Source organism: Streptomyces sp. NPDC041968 (assembly GCF_055589025.1).
This window is the reverse complement of record NZ_JBVJCB010000013.1, coordinates 93,712-112,014: the sequence shown is the minus strand read 5'-3', so window position 1 is coordinate 112,014 and position 18,303 is coordinate 93,712. Positions and strand designations below refer to the sequence as shown.

Annotated in this window: 12 protein-coding genes and 1 pseudogene; 8 read left to right on the top strand and 5 right to left on the bottom strand. The window is 72.6% G+C overall.

The window, feature by feature from the left end; all coding sequences use genetic code 11:
• Positions 1 to 9 precede the first annotated feature (9 nt).
• The 3 genes from ACZ6EG_RS28465 to ACZ6EG_RS28455 form a co-directional block, all read right to left on the bottom strand.
• The gene (locus ACZ6EG_RS28465) at positions 10 to 1,620 is read right to left on the bottom strand and encodes a sodium/solute symporter (protein ID WP_469608733.1); all 1,611 of its coding nucleotides are present in this window, start codon (positions 1,618 to 1,620) and stop codon (positions 10 to 12) included.
• On the bottom strand, positions 1,617 to 2,105 hold the full coding sequence (locus tag ACZ6EG_RS28460; RefSeq protein ID WP_469608730.1) for a DUF485 domain-containing protein: 489 nt from the start codon (positions 2,103 to 2,105) through the stop codon (positions 1,617 to 1,619). The genes ACZ6EG_RS28465 and ACZ6EG_RS28460 overlap by 4 nt, the downstream gene beginning before the upstream one ends.
• A gap of 200 nt (positions 2,106 to 2,305) precedes the next feature.
• Positions 2,306 to 3,874: an MFS transporter gene (locus ACZ6EG_RS28455; protein ID WP_391971157.1), complete on the bottom strand. Its 1,569-nt coding sequence runs from the start codon at positions 3,872 to 3,874 to the stop codon at positions 2,306 to 2,308.
• Between the two features lie 461 nt (positions 3,875 to 4,335).
• Here ACZ6EG_RS28455 and ACZ6EG_RS28450 point away from each other — a divergent pair, with 461 nt between their 5' ends.
• From ACZ6EG_RS28450 to mfd, 3 genes are all read left to right on the top strand, one after another.
• On the top strand, positions 4,336 to 5,124 hold the full coding sequence (locus tag ACZ6EG_RS28450) for an ABC transporter ATP-binding protein (protein WP_383647741.1): 789 nt from the start codon (positions 4,336 to 4,338) through the stop codon (positions 5,122 to 5,124).
• On the top strand, positions 5,121 to 7,685 hold the full coding sequence (locus tag ACZ6EG_RS28445) for an ABC transporter permease (protein WP_391971082.1): 2,565 nt from the start codon (positions 5,121 to 5,123) through the stop codon (positions 7,683 to 7,685). The genes ACZ6EG_RS28450 and ACZ6EG_RS28445 overlap by 4 nt, the downstream gene beginning before the upstream one ends.
• 349 nt (positions 7,686 to 8,034) lie before the next feature.
• Positions 8,035 to 11,568 carry a transcription-repair coupling factor gene (gene mfd / locus ACZ6EG_RS28440; RefSeq protein ID WP_469608725.1) on the top strand — a complete coding sequence of 1,178 codons (3,534 nt, stop codon included), beginning with the start codon at positions 8,035 to 8,037 and terminating at the stop codon, positions 11,566 to 11,568.
• A gap of 131 nt (positions 11,569 to 11,699) precedes the next feature.
• Here the strand turns inward: mfd and ACZ6EG_RS28435 are convergent, their stop codons facing one another.
• Positions 11,700 to 11,894 carry an antitoxin gene (locus ACZ6EG_RS28435; RefSeq protein WP_391971084.1) on the bottom strand — a complete coding sequence of 65 codons (195 nt, stop codon included), beginning with the start codon at positions 11,892 to 11,894 and terminating at the stop codon, positions 11,700 to 11,702.
• A 143-nt stretch (positions 11,895 to 12,037) separates the two neighbouring features.
• Between ACZ6EG_RS28435 and ACZ6EG_RS28430 the strand changes: the two genes are divergently transcribed.
• Together ACZ6EG_RS28430 and ACZ6EG_RS28425 are read left to right on the top strand one after the other, a co-directional pair.
• The gene (locus ACZ6EG_RS28430) at positions 12,038 to 12,841 is read left to right on the top strand and encodes an HNH endonuclease family protein (protein WP_469608721.1); all 804 of its coding nucleotides are present in this window, start codon (positions 12,038 to 12,040) and stop codon (positions 12,839 to 12,841) included.
• A gap of 73 nt (positions 12,842 to 12,914) precedes the next feature.
• Complete coding sequence (locus ACZ6EG_RS28425) at positions 12,915 to 13,658, top strand: GNAT family N-acetyltransferase (RefSeq protein ID WP_391971086.1); 744 nt, start codon at positions 12,915 to 12,917, stop codon at positions 13,656 to 13,658.
• 125 nt (positions 13,659 to 13,783) lie between these two features.
• Here the strand turns inward: ACZ6EG_RS28425 and ACZ6EG_RS28420 are convergent.
• Positions 13,784 to 14,188, bottom strand: a pseudogene (locus ACZ6EG_RS28420) (hypothetical protein); the annotation flags it as partial.
• On the opposite strand from ACZ6EG_RS28420, the gene ACZ6EG_RS28415 reads away from it, so the two are divergent.
• The 3 genes from ACZ6EG_RS28415 (at position 14,094) to pkaE (ending at position 18,202) form a co-directional block, all read left to right on the top strand.
• A complete protein-coding gene (locus tag ACZ6EG_RS28415; protein WP_469608716.1) occupies positions 14,094 to 15,809 on the top strand; it encodes an N-6 DNA methylase in 1,716 nt (571 codons plus the stop codon). The pseudogene ACZ6EG_RS28420 and the gene ACZ6EG_RS28415 sit on opposite strands and share 95 nt — an antisense overlap.
• Before the next feature lie 234 nt (positions 15,810 to 16,043).
• On the top strand, positions 16,044 to 16,673 hold the full coding sequence (locus tag ACZ6EG_RS28410) for a hypothetical protein (protein WP_391971088.1): 630 nt from the start codon (positions 16,044 to 16,046) through the stop codon (positions 16,671 to 16,673).
• A gap of 38 nt (positions 16,674 to 16,711) precedes the next feature.
• Positions 16,712 to 18,202: a serine/threonine protein kinase PkaE gene (gene pkaE, locus ACZ6EG_RS28405; protein WP_391971158.1), complete on the top strand. Its 1,491-nt coding sequence runs from the start codon at positions 16,712 to 16,714 to the stop codon at positions 18,200 to 18,202.
• Positions 18,203 to 18,303: the final 101 nt, after the last annotated feature.

Below are 18,303 nucleotides of genomic sequence, written 5' to 3'. Positions count from 1 at the left end.
TGCCGCGCCTCACTCGCCCCGGCGGACCGCTCCGGCCAGGATCCAGCCCTCCACGGCCTCGTAGGCGCGGCGCTGCTCCTCCGCCTTGCGCCGGCCCGACAGCACCGTCCCCAGCCAGCCGAAGGCGAAGCCGAGCGGGATGGTGACCAGGCCCGTGGTGGTGAACGGGAACCAGTTGAAGTCGGCGTTGGGGAAGGCGGAGACGGGTGAGCCGGAGACCAGGTTGGTGCCCGGCATCAGCAGCAGGACGGCCAGCGAGCCGCCGATCAGGGTGCTGAGCAGTCCGGTGCGGGTGTAGCGGCGCCAGAAGAGGCCGTAGACGAGGGCGGGGGCGAGGGCCGAGGCGCCCAGGCAGAAGGACAGGGTGACCAGGGGCTGGAGGCTGCGGTGCTGGACGAGGGTCGCGAGGACGATCGCGGGGACGCCCACCGCCAGGGCCGAGACGCGGGCGAGGGCCATCTCGCGGCGCGGTGACAGCTCCCGGACGCGGGCGGCGAACACGTCGTGGGCGAGGGAGTTGGCGCAGGCGAGGATCATCCCGCCGACGGAGGCGAGCAGGGTGAGGAAGACGGCCGTGGTGACCGTCGTGAACAGGAACGTCTCCGCCGTGGACACCTGGGCGCCGAACGCCGCCTGGGAGCCCAGCAGGTAGGCGGTGTTGCCCTGCGGGTCGACGCCCGTGACGGTCTCCCGTCCTACCAGGGCCGCCGCGCCGAAGCCGACGACCGTGATGACCAGGACGAACAGCGCCACGGCCGACACCGCCCAGGACATCGAGCGGCGCACCTGGCGGGCCGAGGACGCGGTGTACATGCGCATGGTGACGTGGGGGAGGCAGGCGCCGCCGAGGACGACGGTCAGGTGCGCGGTGACCATGTCCACCTCGGGGAGCGGTCCGCCCGCGAACTGGAGGCCGGAGTTCAGGAACGCCTCACCCGCACCGCTGCGGTCAGCCGCCGCGTCGAACAGGGCGCCCGGGTCCCAGTCGAAGCGGTTCAGGATCAGTGCGGCGACCACCGTGCCCGAACCGAGCAGCATCACGATCTTGAGGATCTGGATGAGGGCAGTGCCCTTCATCCCGCCGATCGCGGCGTAGCTGATCATCAGTACGCCCAGGCCGACGATGCAGCCGGTCTCCAGCGACTCGCCGGAGAAGCCGAGGACGAAGGCGAGCAGTTGGCCGGCGCCCGCGAGCTGTACCAGCATCAGCGGGAGCAGCGCCGCGAGGGTCACCGCGCAGGCGGCGACGCGGACGCCGCGTCCGGGCATCCGCCGGGCGAGCGCGTCGCCCATGGTGAAGCGGCCCGCGTTACGCAGGGGTTCGGCCAGCAGGAACATCAGCAGCATCAGCGACAGGGCGGTGCTGAGCGCCAGGACGACGCCGTCGTGGCCGAAGAGGGCGATGACGCCGCTGGTGCCGAGCACGGTCGCGGCCGAGATGTAGTCGCCGGCGATCGCCAGGCCGTTGCGCATCGGGGACAGTGAGCCGTAGCCGGTGTAGAACTCGTCGAGGTCGTCCCGGTCGGGGCCGGTCATCACGCACAGCAGCAGCGTGATGGTGGCGACGGTGGTGAAGCCGACCAGGGACATGGTCTGGGCGTTGCCGCTGAACTCCGTCATCGTGCCGCCCTCCGCCGGGCATCCAGTTCGGCCTCCTTGCGGATGCGGTCCGCGAGCGGGTCGACACGCCGGCGGGCGGTGTGCTCGTACAGCGCTATCGCCAGCCAGGTGACGGGCAGTTGGGCCAGGGCGAGCATCAGGCCGGTGGGTACTCCGCCGACGAGGGACCCGCTCATGAGGCCGGGCGCGTAGGCGGACAGGAGCAGGAACAGGGTGAAGTAGCCGAGCGCGGTGAGCGTGGCGGTGCGGCGCTGCCAGCGGTAGGCGCTGCGCAGGACCCGAAGGTCGCTGTGGTGCCCGAGCGCGGCCCGGCGCGGCGCCTGTCGGGAGGCGGGGGCGGCGAAGGGGGAGGGGAACGGCTCCGCCGGTCGCCGGGGGCGGGCGCCGTGGGGGGACGGGGCGGGGGCGTGGGACGGGTAGGGCGGGCGTTGCTGCGGGGGTGGTGGGGGCCGGTGCGGGTACGACGGGGACGGGTCGTAGGACATCCCGGTGCTCCTTGCGCGGCTCGGGTCCGGTGCGGCGGACCGCAGGGAGGTGGGGGCGGCGGGCCACGCACGTTACTCGCCGGTCACGTGGAGCGCTGAGTTTTGGCCCAACTGGTCGGTCGGTATGCGCCGAGCGGTCCGATCGGGCGGTGGTACCCGCGTTGAGCTGGGCCTTTCCGAGGGTGCCGGCCCGCGGGACCTCAGTCCTTCAGCACCGGGAACCGGCGTGGCGCCACCACGAGCAGCACCAGGAACGCCAGCGCCGCCGCACCCGCCGCGCCCCAGTACACCGCGTGCACGGCGTCGGCGATCGCCCGCCGTACGGGCTCGTGGGCGGCCCCCGAGTCCAGCGCCCTCGTCACCGAGTCGAGCGCACCGGCCCCGTGCTCACCGGCCCCGACGTCGACGGCCTCGCCGGTCCCGTGCTCGCCGTTCCCGAGGTCGCCGCCCGTCCCGCCCAGCCGCGCCGCCAGTACCCCGTTGGCGATCGCGCCGAAGGCCGCCGCGCCGAGCGTCTGTCCGGTCTGCCGGCAGAAGAGGATCGACGCGGTCGCGGTGCCCCGCTCCGACCAGCCGACCGTGGACTGGACCCCCACGATGAGCGGCAGCTGGAACAGGCCGAGCGCGGCGCCGAGCAGCAGCATCAGCAGGGCCGGCTGCCAGGCCTCGCCGGGGTAGGGCAGGAAGGGGAAGGCGAACAGGAGCAGGGCCGCGGCGCCGATGCCGAGCACCGCCGTGTTCCGGAAGCCGATCCTGCGGTACACGTGCTGGCTCAGGGCCGCCGACACCGGCCAGCTCAGCGTCCACACGGAGAGCACGAAGCCGGCCGCCACGGGCGCCAGACCCAGCACCGACTGGGCGTAGGTGGGCAGGAACACGGCCGGCGCCACCATCAGCACGCCCAGCGCGCCGAGCGCCAGGTTCACCGCGGCGATCGTACGGCGGCGCCACACCCAGCCGGGGATGATCGGCTCCACCGCCCGGCGCTCGATCACCACCACGGCCGCCAGCAGCGCGAGACCCGTCCCGAACAGGGCGAGCGAGGGAGCCGACAGCCACGGCCAGGCCACCCCGCCCTGCACCAGGGCGGCGAGCAGCACGCCGCCGCAGGCGAAGACGGCCAGCGCGCCCGCCCAGTCGACCCGTGCGCGCGCGGTGCGCCGCTCCCGCGCCGGCTCGTGCAGGTGACGGACGATCAGCCACAGGGCGAGCGCGCCGACGGGCAGGTTGACGAGGAAGATCCAGCGCCAGTCGGCGTAGGCGACCAGCAGGCCGCCGATGCCGGGGCCGGTGACCGCGGAGAGGGCCCACACCGTGGACAGCCTGGCCTGGATCTTCGGCCGCTCCTGAAGCGGGTACAGGTCGGCGGCGAGGGTCTGCACGGTGCCCTGGAGGGCGCCGCCGCCCAGCCCCTGCAGGACCCGGAAGGCGATCAGCGCGCCCATGTTCCAGGCGAGCGCGCACAGCAGGGAGCCGAGGAGGAACAGCGCCGCCCCCGCCACCAGGACCGGTTTGCGGCCGAAGGTGTCGGAGAGCTTGCCGTAGACGGGCAGCGTGACCGTGACGGCCAGCAGGTAGCCGGAGAAGAGCCAGGAGAAGAGGGAGAAGCCGCCGAGGTCGCCCACGATCTGCGGGACGGCGGTGGAGACGATCGTGGCGTCCAGCGCCGCCAGCGCCATGGCGAGCATCAGGGCAGCGACGACCGGACCGCGCCGGTCCGGGCCCGTACCCCGCTCGGCGCCGTGTGTCGCCGGCCTGGTGCTCTCCACGCCGTCCACGCCGTCCACCCGGGTGCCCTCCCTTGCGTTCCCCCTGCATCCATCCGCCGGGATCAGCTTGCCACTTGATACCGGTGCGACGGCAGGGTGAGGCTCGGTGCGACCAAGGGGGGAGGCCTACCCCGAGACCACCTCCCCCGGAGGGTGGACTGCCCCTAGGGGTACCTCCGTACCAGGGGTCGGGGAGGGTTCGTACCGACGGAGGACGAGACGGCCCGCGCGCGTCCTTAGTCTGGCTTTACGCCGCTGGGGGGCGGCGAACCGGACCCACGGGGGTGGGGTTTTCCCCAGCGGAAGAGTGCGCTGAACCTCAGCGCGCCCGACCCCTGGTTCCGGCCAGACTTCTCGACGTAGCAGCGACACGTTCCACGCACGTCCACGCGAAGCGGTAGCGCGCGGCGTCCACCGCCGGCACCGGCGGCCCGGACGATGACCGACATAGGAGACTTGACATGACATCGGCCGTAACCATTCCCAGGCACGGGGACACTGGAGGGCGTACGGCCGTTGCCGCGCGAGCGCGGCAGGTCGTGAAGGCCTACGGGTCGGGCGAGACCCGGGTCGTCGCCCTCGACCACGTGGACGTGGACATCGCCCGCGGCCAGTTCACCGCGATCATGGGCCCGTCGGGGTCCGGCAAGTCGACGCTGATGCACTGCCTGGCCGGCCTGGACACCGTCACCGGCGGGAAGATCTACCTGGACGAGACCGAGATCACCGGCCTGAAGGACAAGAAGCTCACGCAGCTGCGCCGGGACCGGATCGGCTTCATCTTCCAGGCCTTCAACCTGCTCCCGACGCTGAACGCGATCGAGAACATCACGCTGCCCATGGACATCGCCGGCCGCAAGTACGACCGCGCGTGGCTGGACCGGGTCGTCGAGACCGTGGGGCTCGCCGGGCGGCTGAAGCACCGGCCGAACCAGCTCTCCGGCGGCCAGCAGCAGCGCGTCGCGGTGGCGCGGGCACTGGCCGCGCGGCCCGAGATCATCTTCGGTGACGAACCGACCGGAAACCTCGACTCGCGCGCCGGCGCCGAGGTGCTGGGCTTCCTGCGCCGGTCGGTCACCGAACTGGGGCAGACCATCGTGATGGTCACCCACGACCCGGTCGCCGCCAGCTACGCGGACCGGGTCCTGTACCTCGCCGACGGCCGCATCGTGGACGAGATGTACGAGCCGACCGCGGACACCGTCCTCGACCGCATGAAGGACTTCGACGCCCGGGGGCGCACGTCATGACCGTCGTCAAGACCTCGATGCGCAACTTCTTCGCGCACAAGGGCCGCATGGCGCTCTCCGCGGTGGCCGTGCTGCTGTCGGTGGCGTTCGTATGCGGCACCCTGGTGTTCACCGACACCATGAACACCACCTTCGACAAGCTCTTCGCGGTCACGTCGTCGGACGTGACGGTCATGCCGAAGGACGCCAAGAGCGAGGAGACCCCGCAGAACGGCGTGCCCGCGGCGCTGCCCGCGTCCGCCCTGGAGCAGGTCCGCAAGGCCGAGGGCGTCGAGTCCGCCGAGGGCGCGGTCGCCTCCATGAACGTGACCGTCGTCGACGCCGACAACGACAACGTGGGCGCCACCAGCGGCGCCCCGACCATCGCCGGCAACTGGACGAAGAACGACCTGCGGTCGATGGAGATCACCTCCGGGCACGCCCCCCGCGGGCCGACCGAGGCCATGGTCGACGCCGACACCGCCGACAAGCACGACCTGAAGCTCGGCGACGAACTGCGCACCATCGCGCAGACCGGCGACTTCAAGGCGAGGATCGTCGGCATCGCCTCCTTCACGGTGACCAACCCCGGCGCCGCCGTCGTCTACTTCGACACGGCCACCGCCCAGCGCGAACTGCTCGGCGCCACCGGCCGGTTCACCCAGTTCAACGTCACCGCCGCGGACGGTGTCTCCGACGCGCGGCTCAAACAGAGCGTCTCCGGGGCCACGGACGGCACCTTCAAGGTGCAGACGGCGAAGGAGAACTCCGACGAGAACCGCAAGGAACTCGGCGAGTTCATGAACGTCATCAAGTACGCGATGCTCGGCTTCGCCGGAATCGCGTTCCTGGTCGGCATCTTCCTGATCATCAACACCTTCTCCATGCTGGTCGCCCAGCGCACCCGCGAGATCGGCCTCATGCGGGCCGTCGGCTCCTCCCGGAGCCAGGTCAACCGCTCGGTGCTGGTCGAGGCGCTGCTCCTCGGCGTCGTCGGCTCGGTCCTCGGCGTCGCGGCCGGTGTCGGGATCGCCGTCGGCCTGATGAAGCTGATGTCGACGGCGGGCATGAACCTGTCCACCGACGACCTGACCGTCAAGACGGCCACCCCCGTGGTCGGCCTGGTCCTCGGCATCGTCGTCACCGTCCTGGCCGCCTACCTGCCCGCCCGCCGCGCCGGCAAGATCTCCCCGATGGCCGCCCTGCGCGACGCCGGTACGCCCGCCGACGGCAAGGCCGGCTGGATACGCGGTCTGATCGGCCTGGTCCTCACCGGTGCCGGTGCCGCCGCCCTGCTCGCGGCCGCCGGAGCCGACAAGGCGAGCGAGGGTTCGCTGATGCTCGGCGCGGGCATCGTGCTGTCCCTCATCGGCTTCGTCGTCATCGGGCCGCTGCTGGCCGGCATCGTGGTCCGGGCGATCAGCGTGGTGCTGCTGCGGGCCTTCGGTCCGGTGGGCCGCCTGGCCGAGCGCAACGCCCTGCGCAACCCGCGCCGCACCGGGGCCACGGGCGCCGCCCTGATGATCGGCCTCGCGCTGGTGGCCTGCCTGTCGGTGGTCGGCTCCTCCATGGTCGCCTCGGCCACCAGCGAGCTGGACAAGACGGTCGGCGCGGACTTCATCGTCCAGGGCAGCCAGCGGATCGTGCCGCAGGCCGAGAAGGCGATGCGGGAGACGCCCGGCCTGGACCACGTCACCCGCTACAAGATGGTCGACGCCACCCTGACCTCGCCCGACGGCAAGAAGGACGACGAGGGCATCACGGCCGCCGACCCGACCTACGCCGAGGACGTGAACCGCGCGACGACCGAGGGTGAGCTGACCGCCGCCTACGGCGCCGACGCGATGTCGGTCGGCTCGGACTACGCGACCGAGCACGACGTGCACGTCGGCGACACGATCTCCGTCGCCTTCAAGGGCGGCGAGACCGCCGAGCTGAAGGTCGCCGCGATCACGTCCGACGACGTGGCCATCGACCAGGGCGCGCGGTACATCAGCATCGAGACGATGCGGAAGTACCTGCCGGCCGACAGCGTCCCGCCGAACACGATCATGTTCGCCAAGGCCGCGGACGGCCAGGCGGAGCAGGCGTACGCGGCGCTGAAGAAGTCGATGGCCCCCTACCCGCAGTACCAGGTGGCCGACCAGACCGACTACAAGCAGGAGCTGAAGGACCAGATCGGCCAGCTGCTGAACATGGTCTACGGCCTGCTCGCCCTGGCGATCATCGTCGCCGTCCTCGGAGTGGTGAACACGCTGGCCCTGTCGGTGGTCGAGCGGACCCGCGAGATCGGCCTCATGCGGGCGATCGGCCTCTCCCGCCGCCAGCTGCGCCGGATGATCCGCATGGAGTCCGTCGTCATCGCCCTCTTCGGCGCCCTGCTGGGCCTGGGGCTGGGCATGGGCTGGGGCGCCACGGCGCAGAAGCTGCTCGCCCTGGAGGGACTGAACGTCCTCGACATCCCCTGGCCGACGATCATCGGCGTCTTCGTCGGATCGGCCTTCGTGGGCCTGTTCGCGGCGCTCGTCCCGGCCTTCCGCGCGGGCCGGATGAACGTCCTGAACGCCATCGCGACGGAGTAGCGACCGAAAGCCGCCGCACACGGGGGTTGCGGGGGCGCGCGCCCGGCGCCGGAAGTCCTGAGGACTCCGGCGCCGGGCGCTTTCGTGCGGGGACGGTCCGCGCACGCCGGACGACGCGGCGCCGGGCGTCGTCCACAGGCCCCGGCGCCGGTCCGCCCGGCGTCGTACGCTGGAGACCCCCGGCCCTCACCCCGCCGGGTTACTCGCGTTGCACATTTTCAGACGGAACCCACGGAACCCACGGACACCGCGGAACAACCGGTATCACCGGGACAATCCAGAGACAATCGCGGTGTCCCGGGCACCCCGGACCCCACGGACTACACCCCAGGACGGAAGCACCCCCTCCATGAGCCTGCACGGTCTGCTCGACGCCGTCGTCAAGGACACCGCCCTCGCGGAAGCGATCTCGGCGGCCGCAGACGGCAACCGCATGCACGTCGACCTGGTCGGCCCGCCCGCCGCCCGCGCCTTCTCGGTCGCCGCGCTGGCCCGCGAGACCAGCCGCCCCGTGCTGGCGGTGACGGCGACGGGACGTGAGGCGGAGGACCTGGCGGCGGCCCTGCGTTCTCTGCTGCCGCCGGAGGGGGTCGTGGAGTACCCCTCCTGGGAGACCCTCCCGCACGAGCGCCTCAGCCCGCGCAGCGACACCGTCGGCCGCCGCCTGGCCGTCCTGCGCCGCCTCGCCCACCCCCGCGCCGACGACCCCGAGACCGGACCGGTCTCGGTCGTCGTCGCCCCCGTGCGCTCCGTGCTCCAGCCGCAGGTCAAGGGCCTCGGCGACCTGGAGCCGGTGGCGCTGCGCTCCGGACAGAGCGCCGACCTGGAGGAGATCGTCCAGGCCCTGGCGGCCGCGGCGTACGCGCGCGTGGAGCTGGTGGAGAAGCGCGGCGAGTTCGCCGTGCGCGGCGGCATCCTCGACGTCTTCCCGCCCACCGAGGAACACCCGCTGCGCGTGGAGTTCTGGGGTGACGACGTCGAGGAGATCCGCTACTTCAAGGTCGCCGACCAGCGCTCCCTGGAGGTCGCCGAGCACGGCCTGTGGGCCCCGCCCTGCCGCGAGCTGCTGCTCACCGACGACGTGCGCGAGCGGGCCCGCGTCCTCGCCGAGGCCCACCCCGAGCTGGGCGAGCTGCTCGGCAAGATCGCCGAGGGCATCGCCGTCGAGGGCATGGAGTCCCTGGCCCCGGTCCTCGTCGACGACATGGAACTGCTGCTCGACGTGCTGCCCAAGGGCGCGATGGCCGTGGTCTGCGACCCCGAGCGGGTGCGCACGCGGGCCGCCGACCTGGTGGCCACCAGCCAGGAGTTCCTCCAGGCCTCCTGGGCGGCCACCGCGGGCGGGGGCGAGGCGCCGATCGACGTGGACGCGGCCTCGCTGTGGTCCATCGCGGACGTCCGGGAGCGGGCCCGCGAGCTGGACATGATGTGGTGGTCCGTCTCGCCCTTCGCCGCCGACGACGCGCTGGAGGACGCCGACACCCTCAAGCTCGGCATGCACGCCCCCGAGACCTACCGCGGGGACACCGCGAAGGCGCTGGCCGACACCAAGGGCTGGCTCGCCGACGGCTGGCGCGCGGTCTACCTCACCGAGGGCCACGGCCCGGCCGCCCGCACCGTCGAGGTCCTCGGCGGCGAAGGCATCCCGGCCCGGCTCGACAGCGACCTCACGACCCTCGGCCCCTCCGTCGTGCACGTCTCCTGCGGCTCGGTCGACCACGGCTTCGTCGACCGGGCGCTCAAGCTCGCCGTCCTCACCGAGACCGACCTGACCGGCCAGAAGGCCGCGGGCCGCGAGGGTGCCCGGATGCCGGCCCGGCGCCGCAAGACCATCGACCCGCTCACCCTGGAGGCGGGCGACCACATCGTCCACGAGCAGCACGGCGTGGGCCGCTACATCGAGATGGTCCAGCGCACCGTGCAGGGCGCCACCCGCGAGTACCTGGTGGTGGAGTACGCCCCCGCCAAGCGCGGCCAGCCCGGTGACCGGTTGTACATCCCCACCGACCAGCTGGAGCAGATCACCAAGTACGTCGGCGGCGAGGCGCCCACCCTGCACCGCCTCGGCGGAGCGGACTGGACCAAGACCAAGGCCCGTGCGAAGAAGGCGGTCAAGGAGATCGCCGCCGACCTGATCAAGCTCTACAGCGCCCGCATGGCGGCACCGGGGCACGCCTTCGGTGCGGACACCCCCTGGCAGCGCGAGCTGGAGGACGCCTTCCCGTACGCGGAGACCCCGGACCAGCTCACCACCATCGCCGAGGTCAAGGAGGACATGGAGAAGACCGTCCCCATGGACCGCCTGATCTGCGGCGACGTCGGCTACGGCAAGACGGAGATCGCGGTCCGCGCCGCCTTCAAGGCCGTCCAGGACGGCAAGCAGGTCGCCGTCCTCGTCCCGACGACCCTGCTGGTGCAGCAGCACTTCGGCACGTTCAGCGAGCGGTACGCGCAGTTCCCGGTGAACGTGAGGGCGCTGTCCCGCTTCCAGAGCGACACCGAGGCGAAGGCGACCCTGGAAGGGCTCCGCGAGGGCTCGGTGGACCTCGTCATCGGCACCCACCGGCTCTTCTCCTCCGAGACGAAGTTCAAGGACCTGGGCCTGGTCATCGTCGACGAGGAGCAGCGCTTCGGCGTCGAGCACAAGGAGCAGCTGAAGAAGCTCCGCGCCAACGTCGACGTGCTCACCATGTCCGCCACCCCCATCCCGCGCACCCTGGAGATGGCGGTCACCGGTATCCGCGAGATGTCGACGATCACCACCCCGCCGGAGGAGCGCCATCCGGTGCTGACCTTCGTCGGCCCCTACGAGCACCGGCAGATCGGCGCCGCCATCCGCCGCGAGCTGCTGCGCGAGGGACAGGTCTTCTACATCCACAACCGCGTCGAGTCCATCGACCGCGCGGCGGCCAAGCTGCGCGAGATCGTGCCCGAGGCGCGCATCGCCACCGCCCACGGCCAGATGTCCGAGCAGGCGCTGGAACAGGTCGTCGTCGACTTCTGGGAGAAGAAGTTCGACGTCCTGGTCTCCACGACCATCGTCGAGTCCGGCATCGACATCTCCAACGCCAACACCCTCATCGTCGAGCGCGGCGACAACTTCGGCCTCAGCCAGCTCCACCAGCTGCGCGGCCGGGTCGGCCGAGGCCGCGAGCGCGGCTACGCCTACTTCCTCTACCCGCCGGAGAAGCCGCTGACCGAGACCGCGCACGAGCGGCTCGCCACCATCGCCCAGCACACCGAGATGGGCGCGGGCATGTACGTGGCGATGAAGGACCTGGAGATCCGCGGCGCCGGCAACCTGCTCGGCGGCGAGCAGTCCGGCCACATCGCGGGCGTCGGCTTCGACCTGTACGTGCGGATGGTCGGCGAGGCCGTCGCCGACTACCGCGCCTCCCTGGAGGGCGGTGTGGAGGAGGAGCCGCCGCTGGAGGTCAAGATCGAGCTGCCGGTCGACGCGCACGTCCCGCACGACTACGCCCCCGGCGAGCGGCTGCGGCTCCAGGCGTACCGGTCCATCGCCTCCGCCAACAGCGAGGAGGACGTCAAGGCCGTACGCGAGGAACTCGTCGACCGCTACGGCAAGCTGCCGGAACCGGTGGAGAACCTGCTCCTGGTGGCGGGGCTGCGCATGCTCGCGCGGGCGTGCGCCGTCGGTGAGATCGTGCTCCAGGGCAACAACATCCGGTTCGCGCCGGTGGAGTTGCGCGAGTCTCAGGAGCTGAGGCTGAAGCGGCTCTACCCCGGCAGCGTCATCAAGGCGGGCGCCCGCCAGGTCCTCGTGCCGCGTCCGAAGACCGCGAAGGTGGGCGGCAAGCCGCTGGTCGGACGCGAGTTGCTGGGCTGGGTGGGGGAGTTCCTGACCTCGATCCTCGGGTCGTAGTCAGCCGCCGGACCGGCGGGTCGCGGTCTCCCGCCCGGGACACCGTCCCCGCGCGAAGCCGTCACGCCCGAAGCCGTCCACGGGGACAGGTCCCGTGGACGGCTTCGGTGTGTGCGCGGCGCGGAAGTGCTCTACCGCTGATCGGGGCCACCCTGCTCGCGCCCGAAGCCGAGTTTGCCCTCGGCCTGCTGCTGCGCGGAGTCGACCTGCTTCTTGTGCTTGCCACCGGTCCTCTGGTTGACCTGCTGCTCGGCGGCGTCGGACATCTTCCTGGACCTGTCCTTGTCCTTGCCGGCCATGCTCTTCATCTTGTCGAGGATGCCCATGCAGAGCTCCTTCCGGGACGTGACTCACAGTCGACCGTACGACAGATATAGCCCATATGCCCGCTAAGGGCCATTTAGGACCTCTATGGTCTGGACCTCTCCGTCGCTACGGTGGTACGGCGAACGGCAAGGGGAGGGCACGCATGACGCGGCACAGCAGGATCCGTACCGGAGGGGCCGCGGTCGCGGTCCTCGCCGTGGCGCTGGTCACCGGTTGCGAGGGCCCGGGTGGTGAGGGGTCCTCGCCGCCCGGTGGCGGCGCCGAGGCACCGGCGGCGGGACGGGCCGTCAGCCCCCTGCGCAACCCGGACGGAACCGAACCCGGCCTCGCCCCGATCACGGGCGACGCCCAGAAGGCGGCGGCCCGGGACCTCATCGACGGCCTGCGCACCAAGGGACGCGGCCCCCGGACGGGCTACGACCGCGACGAGTTCGGGTACGCGTGGATGGACTCGGTGGAGGGCGTACCGCTGGCGAGGAACGGTTGTGACACGCGGAACGACCTGCTGAAACGCGATGGCCAGGACCTGCGCTTCCGCTCCGGCTCCGACTGCGTGGTCGTCGCCATGACGCTGGACGACCCGTACACCCGCACCACCATCGAGTGGCGCAAGCAGGACGCGAGCGAGGTCCAGATCGACCACGTCGTGCCCCTGTCCTACAGCTGGCAGATGGGTTCCTCGCGGTGGGCGGAGAGCAAGCGCGAGCAACTGGCCAACGACCCGCTCAACCTCCTCCCCGTCGAGGGCCGCGCCAACTCCGCCAAGCGGGATTCCGGCCCGGCGTCCTGGCTGCCGCCGAACAAGTCGGTCAGGTGCGCGTACGCGGTGCGGTTCGCGCAGGTCGCCGTCAAGTACGAACTCGCGGTGACCGCACCGGACCGGCAGACGATGCTGCGGCAGTGCGGCAGTGCGGCGGTTGACGCGGGGGAGCCGGGGGGTCGGTGAACGCTGATTTCGGGCCGTCGGCCGTGCCGAAATCCGTTTCCGGGGCGTCGGCCGTCCTGGCTACGGTGACCGCATGGAGCTGAAGATATCGAGCCTCGCCGAGCGCCCGGAGATGGTGGACCGGGTCCGCGCCATGGCCGACAGCTGGCCCGCCTTCGCCGTGGAGGACCTGTCGGGCAACGCCCATTACCCGCGCATCGCCGCCGAACTGCCGGAGTACGTGCAGTTCGCCGAGGACGAGCACGGTGAGGTCGTCGCCCACGGCCACAGCGTGCCGTTCGCCCTGCACCGCGAAGGGCGCGGCACCCTGCCCGCCCGGGGGTGGGGCGAGGTGCTCGTCTGGGCCTTCGGCGACCTGCGCCGGGGTGACCCCACCGACACCGTCAGCGCCATCTCCGTCACCGTCGCCCCGCACGCGCAAGGGCGGGGTCTCTCCGGCCGGATGCTCGCCGCCATGCGGGACAACGCCCGTGCCCGCGGTTTCCGTGAGGTCGTCGCCCCCGTCCGCCCCAGCGCCAAGCACCTCGAACCGCACGCCCCCATCGAGGAGTACGCCCGCCGCCTGCGTCCCGACGGTCTGCCCCACGACCCGTGGCTGCGCGTCCACGCCCGGGCCGGCGCCACCCTCGACTCCGTGGCCCCGGCCTCCATGACCGTCTCCGGTTCGCTGGAGCAGTGGCGGAGCTGGACCGGGCTGCCCTTCGACACCGCCGGGGACGTCGAGGTCCCCGGCGCCCTGGTGCCGGTGCGCTGTGAACCCGAGCGCGGGTACGCGGTGTACGTCGAGCCGAACGTGTGGATGCGGCACGCGTTGTGACCTGACGACGCATGACCGGCTCCCCCCCGTTCCGGCGGCGACCGCGACCCCGCGCCGTGTGCGGTGATCTTCGAGGCTCGTGGCCGCCGGGCGGGCGGCCGGAGCCCGGCGGCCGGAACCGGCGGTCAGAAGTTGCCGTTGCCGAGCAGCTCGCCGTCGGCGTCGTAGACGGTGACGAGACCGTTCTCGCTCTGCTTCCAGTCGGCGAACGCGGAGGCGATGAGGTTGGCCGGGCCCGTCCCCTCGCCCATGATTCCGCCGGTGAAGTCGGTGTAGACGTCGGCCGAGTCGAGGACGTCGTTCTGCTCCTCGGCGCCCTGCACCTTGGTGACGTGGGACACGGCGTCCTTCTCCGCGGCGGTCCCGTTCTTCCCCACGAACGCCTTGAACTGCTCGGCCTGGGACGCCTTCTCGACGGCCTTGTCCTCGGCGGGTTTGGCGTCCGCCTTGCCGTCCGCCTTCGCGTCACCGTCCGCCTTCGCGCCGCCGGGATTCTCGTCGGCGCCGACGGAGGTCCGGCCGTCCCTCCTCCCCTCGACCCCCCTCCTCCGAGGCGCCGCGGAACTGGCCTCCGAACTCGGAGCCCGGCAGACCTTCGAGTTCCTGCTCGGCCGGCACCTCGACGCCAACCCCCGCCAGTACACGCTCACCCCCGCCGACCTCGCCGGCCTGATGGCGGACCTCGCCGGCCCCGCCCGTACGGTCCTCGACCCCGCCTGCGGCACCGGTGCCCTCCTGCGCGCCGCCGCGCCGGACGGCCCGGCTCCCCGGCCGGAACAGGCCGACCAGCGACTGCACGCCCAGGACGCCGTCCCCGACCTCGCCGCGCTCACCGGGCTCCGGCTCGCCCTGCACACCCGGGCCGGCATCCGCGCCGCGGCCGGCGACACCCTGCGCGCCGACGCCTTCCCCGAGCTGCGCGCCGACGCCGTCCTGTGCCACCCGCCGTTCAACGAGCGCAACTGGGGACACGACGAACTCGCCTACGACGCACGGTGGGAGTACGGCTTCCCGGCCCGCACCGAGTCCGAGCTGGCCTGGGTGCAGCACGCCCTCGCCCGCCTGCGGGACGGCGGTACCGCCGTCCTCCTCATGCCGCCCGCCGCCGCCTCCCGCCGCTCCGGCCGCCGCGTCCGCGCCGATCTGCTGCGCCGGGGCGCGCTGCGGGCCGTGGTCGCGCTGCCGGTCGGCGCGGCGCCGCCGTACAACATCGCGCTCCACCTGTGGGTGCTGCGCCGGCCCGACAAGGCGCCCGCGCAGCCCGAGGTGCTGCTCGCCGACGTGGGGCAGTTCGCCGGCGAGGGACGGGGCGGCCCCGACTGGCGGGCCGTGCGGGACGCCGTGCTGGACGCCTGGCGGGACTTCGACGGCGCCGGGCGTCTCGACGAACGGCCCGGCCTGGCCCGTTCGCTGCCCGTCATCGCCCTCCTCGACGACGACGTCGACCTCTCACCCGCCCGCCATCTGCCGCCCCCCACGGCCGCCGACGGCGCCGGACGCCTCACGGACGTACGCGAACGCCTCGGTGAGACCCTGCGCCTGGCCGCCGACCTCACCCCCGCCCCCGCCCACGACCCCGCACAGCCCGCGCCCCGCTGGCCGCTCACCACCGTCGGCGAACTCGTCCGCGGTGGCGCCCTGGTGGTGCGCACCGGCACCCACGGCGGCCACGCGCGCGTGCCCGTGCTCACCGACCACGACGTCCTCTCCGGCACCGGCCCCTCCGGCACCCTCCCGGAGAGCGACGAGGAACCCGTGCTCACCGAACCCGGCGACGTCGTCGTCCCGGTCCTCGGCGGCGGCTCCGTCGCGCGCGTGGTCGACGACGCCACCGCGGGCGCCGCCCTGGGGCGCAACCTGGTCCTCCTGCGCCCCGACCAGGCCGCGCTCGACCCCTGGTTCCTCGCCGGCTTTCTGCGCGGCACCGCCAACAACCGCCAGGCCAGCAGCTACGCCTCCACCGCCACCCGCCTCGACGTACGCCGCCTCCAGCTGCCGCGGCTCCCGCTCGACGCCCAGCACCGCTACGGCGCCCGTTTCCGCGCCCTCGACGAGTTCGACCGGGCCCTCAAACGCGCGGGCCGCCTCGGCGACCAGCTCGTACGGGGCATGTACGACGGGCTCACGGACGGCTCGGTGGCCCCGGACTGACGGTCTGCCCGGCAACTGCCCGGCGACCACCCGGTCGATGGCCCACCGAAAGCCCGTCCGACGGCCTTGATCCACGGCCCCACGGACGACCCGTCCGACGGCCCGGGCACGGGAAGTGACCAGCACGACAACGGTTCGGTACAACCCGGGACCGCTTGTCCGTGTCGGCCTATACGCTCGTCCCCACACGGGACCTTCCGGTGTGTCCGCCTCGTCAGGCCTTCAGGAGAAGTCATGCACGGCCAGGGCTTTGTGCCGCCACCGCCGCAGCGCCGCCCCCACACCGCGGTGCTGGTCCTGCTGCGCGTCTTCTTCGTGGCGCTCCCCCTGCTGAGCCTCGGGTTCCTCGCCTGGATATCGACCCTCTACGCGGCCATCGTCTCCCGCAGACCGCGCGACTGGTGGGCCTTCGGCGCGTCGGCCGTCGTCCTGGTGATCAGCTTCAGCCTGCTCGCCACGGACAACACGGACGACTTCAGCACGCCGAAGGGCACCACGGGCATGGTCATCCTGTTGCTCAACGCCTGCGCGTGCGCCGGTTACTTCCTCTACGCGGACATCCGGCACCACCAGGCGCCCCTCCACACCGGTTACCCGCCGCCCGGGTCCCCGGCCACCGGATACGGACACCCGCAGCCCGCGTACCCCTACACCCCCGTACCCCCGCAGGCGGCCCCGCAGCAGCCCCCGCCCCCGTACCGGGCCCCGCAGCCGCAGACGCCCACCCCGCCCCCGGCGCCCCCGCGCACCCCCCAGCCCGCCCGCATCGACCAGGTCCGCGCCGAACTCGACGAGCTGAGCGACTACCTCCGCAAACACGACGGCAACGGCAGCGGCAACGGCGGCCAGGAGCACGCCAGGTGACCGTGGCGGCGGGACGCGTCGTCGCCGACCGGTACGAACTGTCCACGCTCATCGGACAGGGCGGCATGGGCCAGGTCTGGACGGCCTACGACCGACGGCTCGACCGGCGCGTGGCGGTGAAGCTGCTGCGCCCCGACAAGGTGGCCGGCCAGGAGGCCGAGGAACTGCGCCGCCGGTTCGTGCGCGAGTGCCGGGTGACCGCCCAGGTCGACCACCCCGGCCTCGTCACCGTGCACGACGCCGGCAGCGAGGGCGAGGAGCTGTTCCTCGTCATGCAGTACGTCGACGGCGCCGACCTCTCCGACCACCTCGCCGAACACGACCCCTACCCCTGGCAGTGGGCGGTCGCCGTGGCCGCGCAGCTGTGCGCCGTCCTGAGCGCGGTGCACGCCGTGCCGATCGTCCACCGCGACCTCAAGCCCCGCAACGTGATGGTGAAGCAGGACGGCACCGTCACCGTCCTCGACCTCGGCGTCGCCTCCGTCATGGACGCCGACACCACTCGCCTCACCCACACCGGCACCCCCATAGGCTCGCCCGCCTACATGGCGCCCGAGCAGGCGATGGGCGGTGCCGTCGGCCCCTACACCGACCTCTACGCACTCGGCGTCCTCCTGCACGAACTGCTCAGCGGAGACGTCCCGTTCGCCGGCTCCACCGCCCTCGGCGTCCTCCACCGGCACCTGTACGAGCCCCCGCTGCCCGTACGCCGCCTCCGCCCCGAGGTCCCCGAGGCGCTCGAGGCCCTGGTCTTGCGCCTGCTCGCCAAGGACCCGCAGCACCGCCCCGCCTCCGCCCAGGAGGTCTACGAGCACCTGGCACTGCTGCTGCCCGCGCGCTCCATGCCCACCGGCGGGCCCCTCGACCCCACCCGCCCCTTCGTACGCCCGCACGCCCCCTGGCCGGACCGGGCCCGCACCCCCGCACCGCAGCCGACACCCGTCCCACCCGTCGCCGAGGCCGAGAAGCCGGACGTCGCCCGAGCCGTCGACGACGTCAAACGCCTCCTCGGCGAGGGCCGCATCACCCAGGCCGTCGACATCCTCGGCGCGATCCTGCCCGTCGCCGCCGCACAGCACGGCGAGCGCTCTCCGGTCGTGCGCACCCTGCGCAAGCAGTACGCGGCCACCCTCCTGGACGACGGCCAGTACCGGCGCGCCCTGCCCGAGCTGCGCCGCCTCGCCGACGAACGCGCCGCCGAGGCCGGCCAGGCCGACCCGCAGTCCCTGCGCCACCGCTACGACGCCGCCCAGTGCCTGGAGCAGCTCGGCGAACCGGCCGCGGCCCTCGCCGAGTACCGCGCCCTGCTGCCGTACTACGAGAACCAGTACGTCGCGGGCGACCCCGACCTCGCCCACGACGTCCGCCGCCGCATCGGCCACCTGCTGCTCGCCCTCGGCGACCGCGCCGCCGCCCACGAGACGCTGGTGCGGCTGCTGCACGACGTGGAGCGCCTGCACGGCCCCGGCCATCCGGTGGCGGCCGAGGTCCGGCGCACCCTCCAGTGGCTCGGCCAGGTACGCGGCTGACGACCGCGCGCCCTCCCCGGTGGACCGCGCGGACGGCGCGGCGGTGCCCGAAGTCCCGGTGAATCGTTGGTCGAATGGGTTGGCCAGAGCCGGGCCACTGC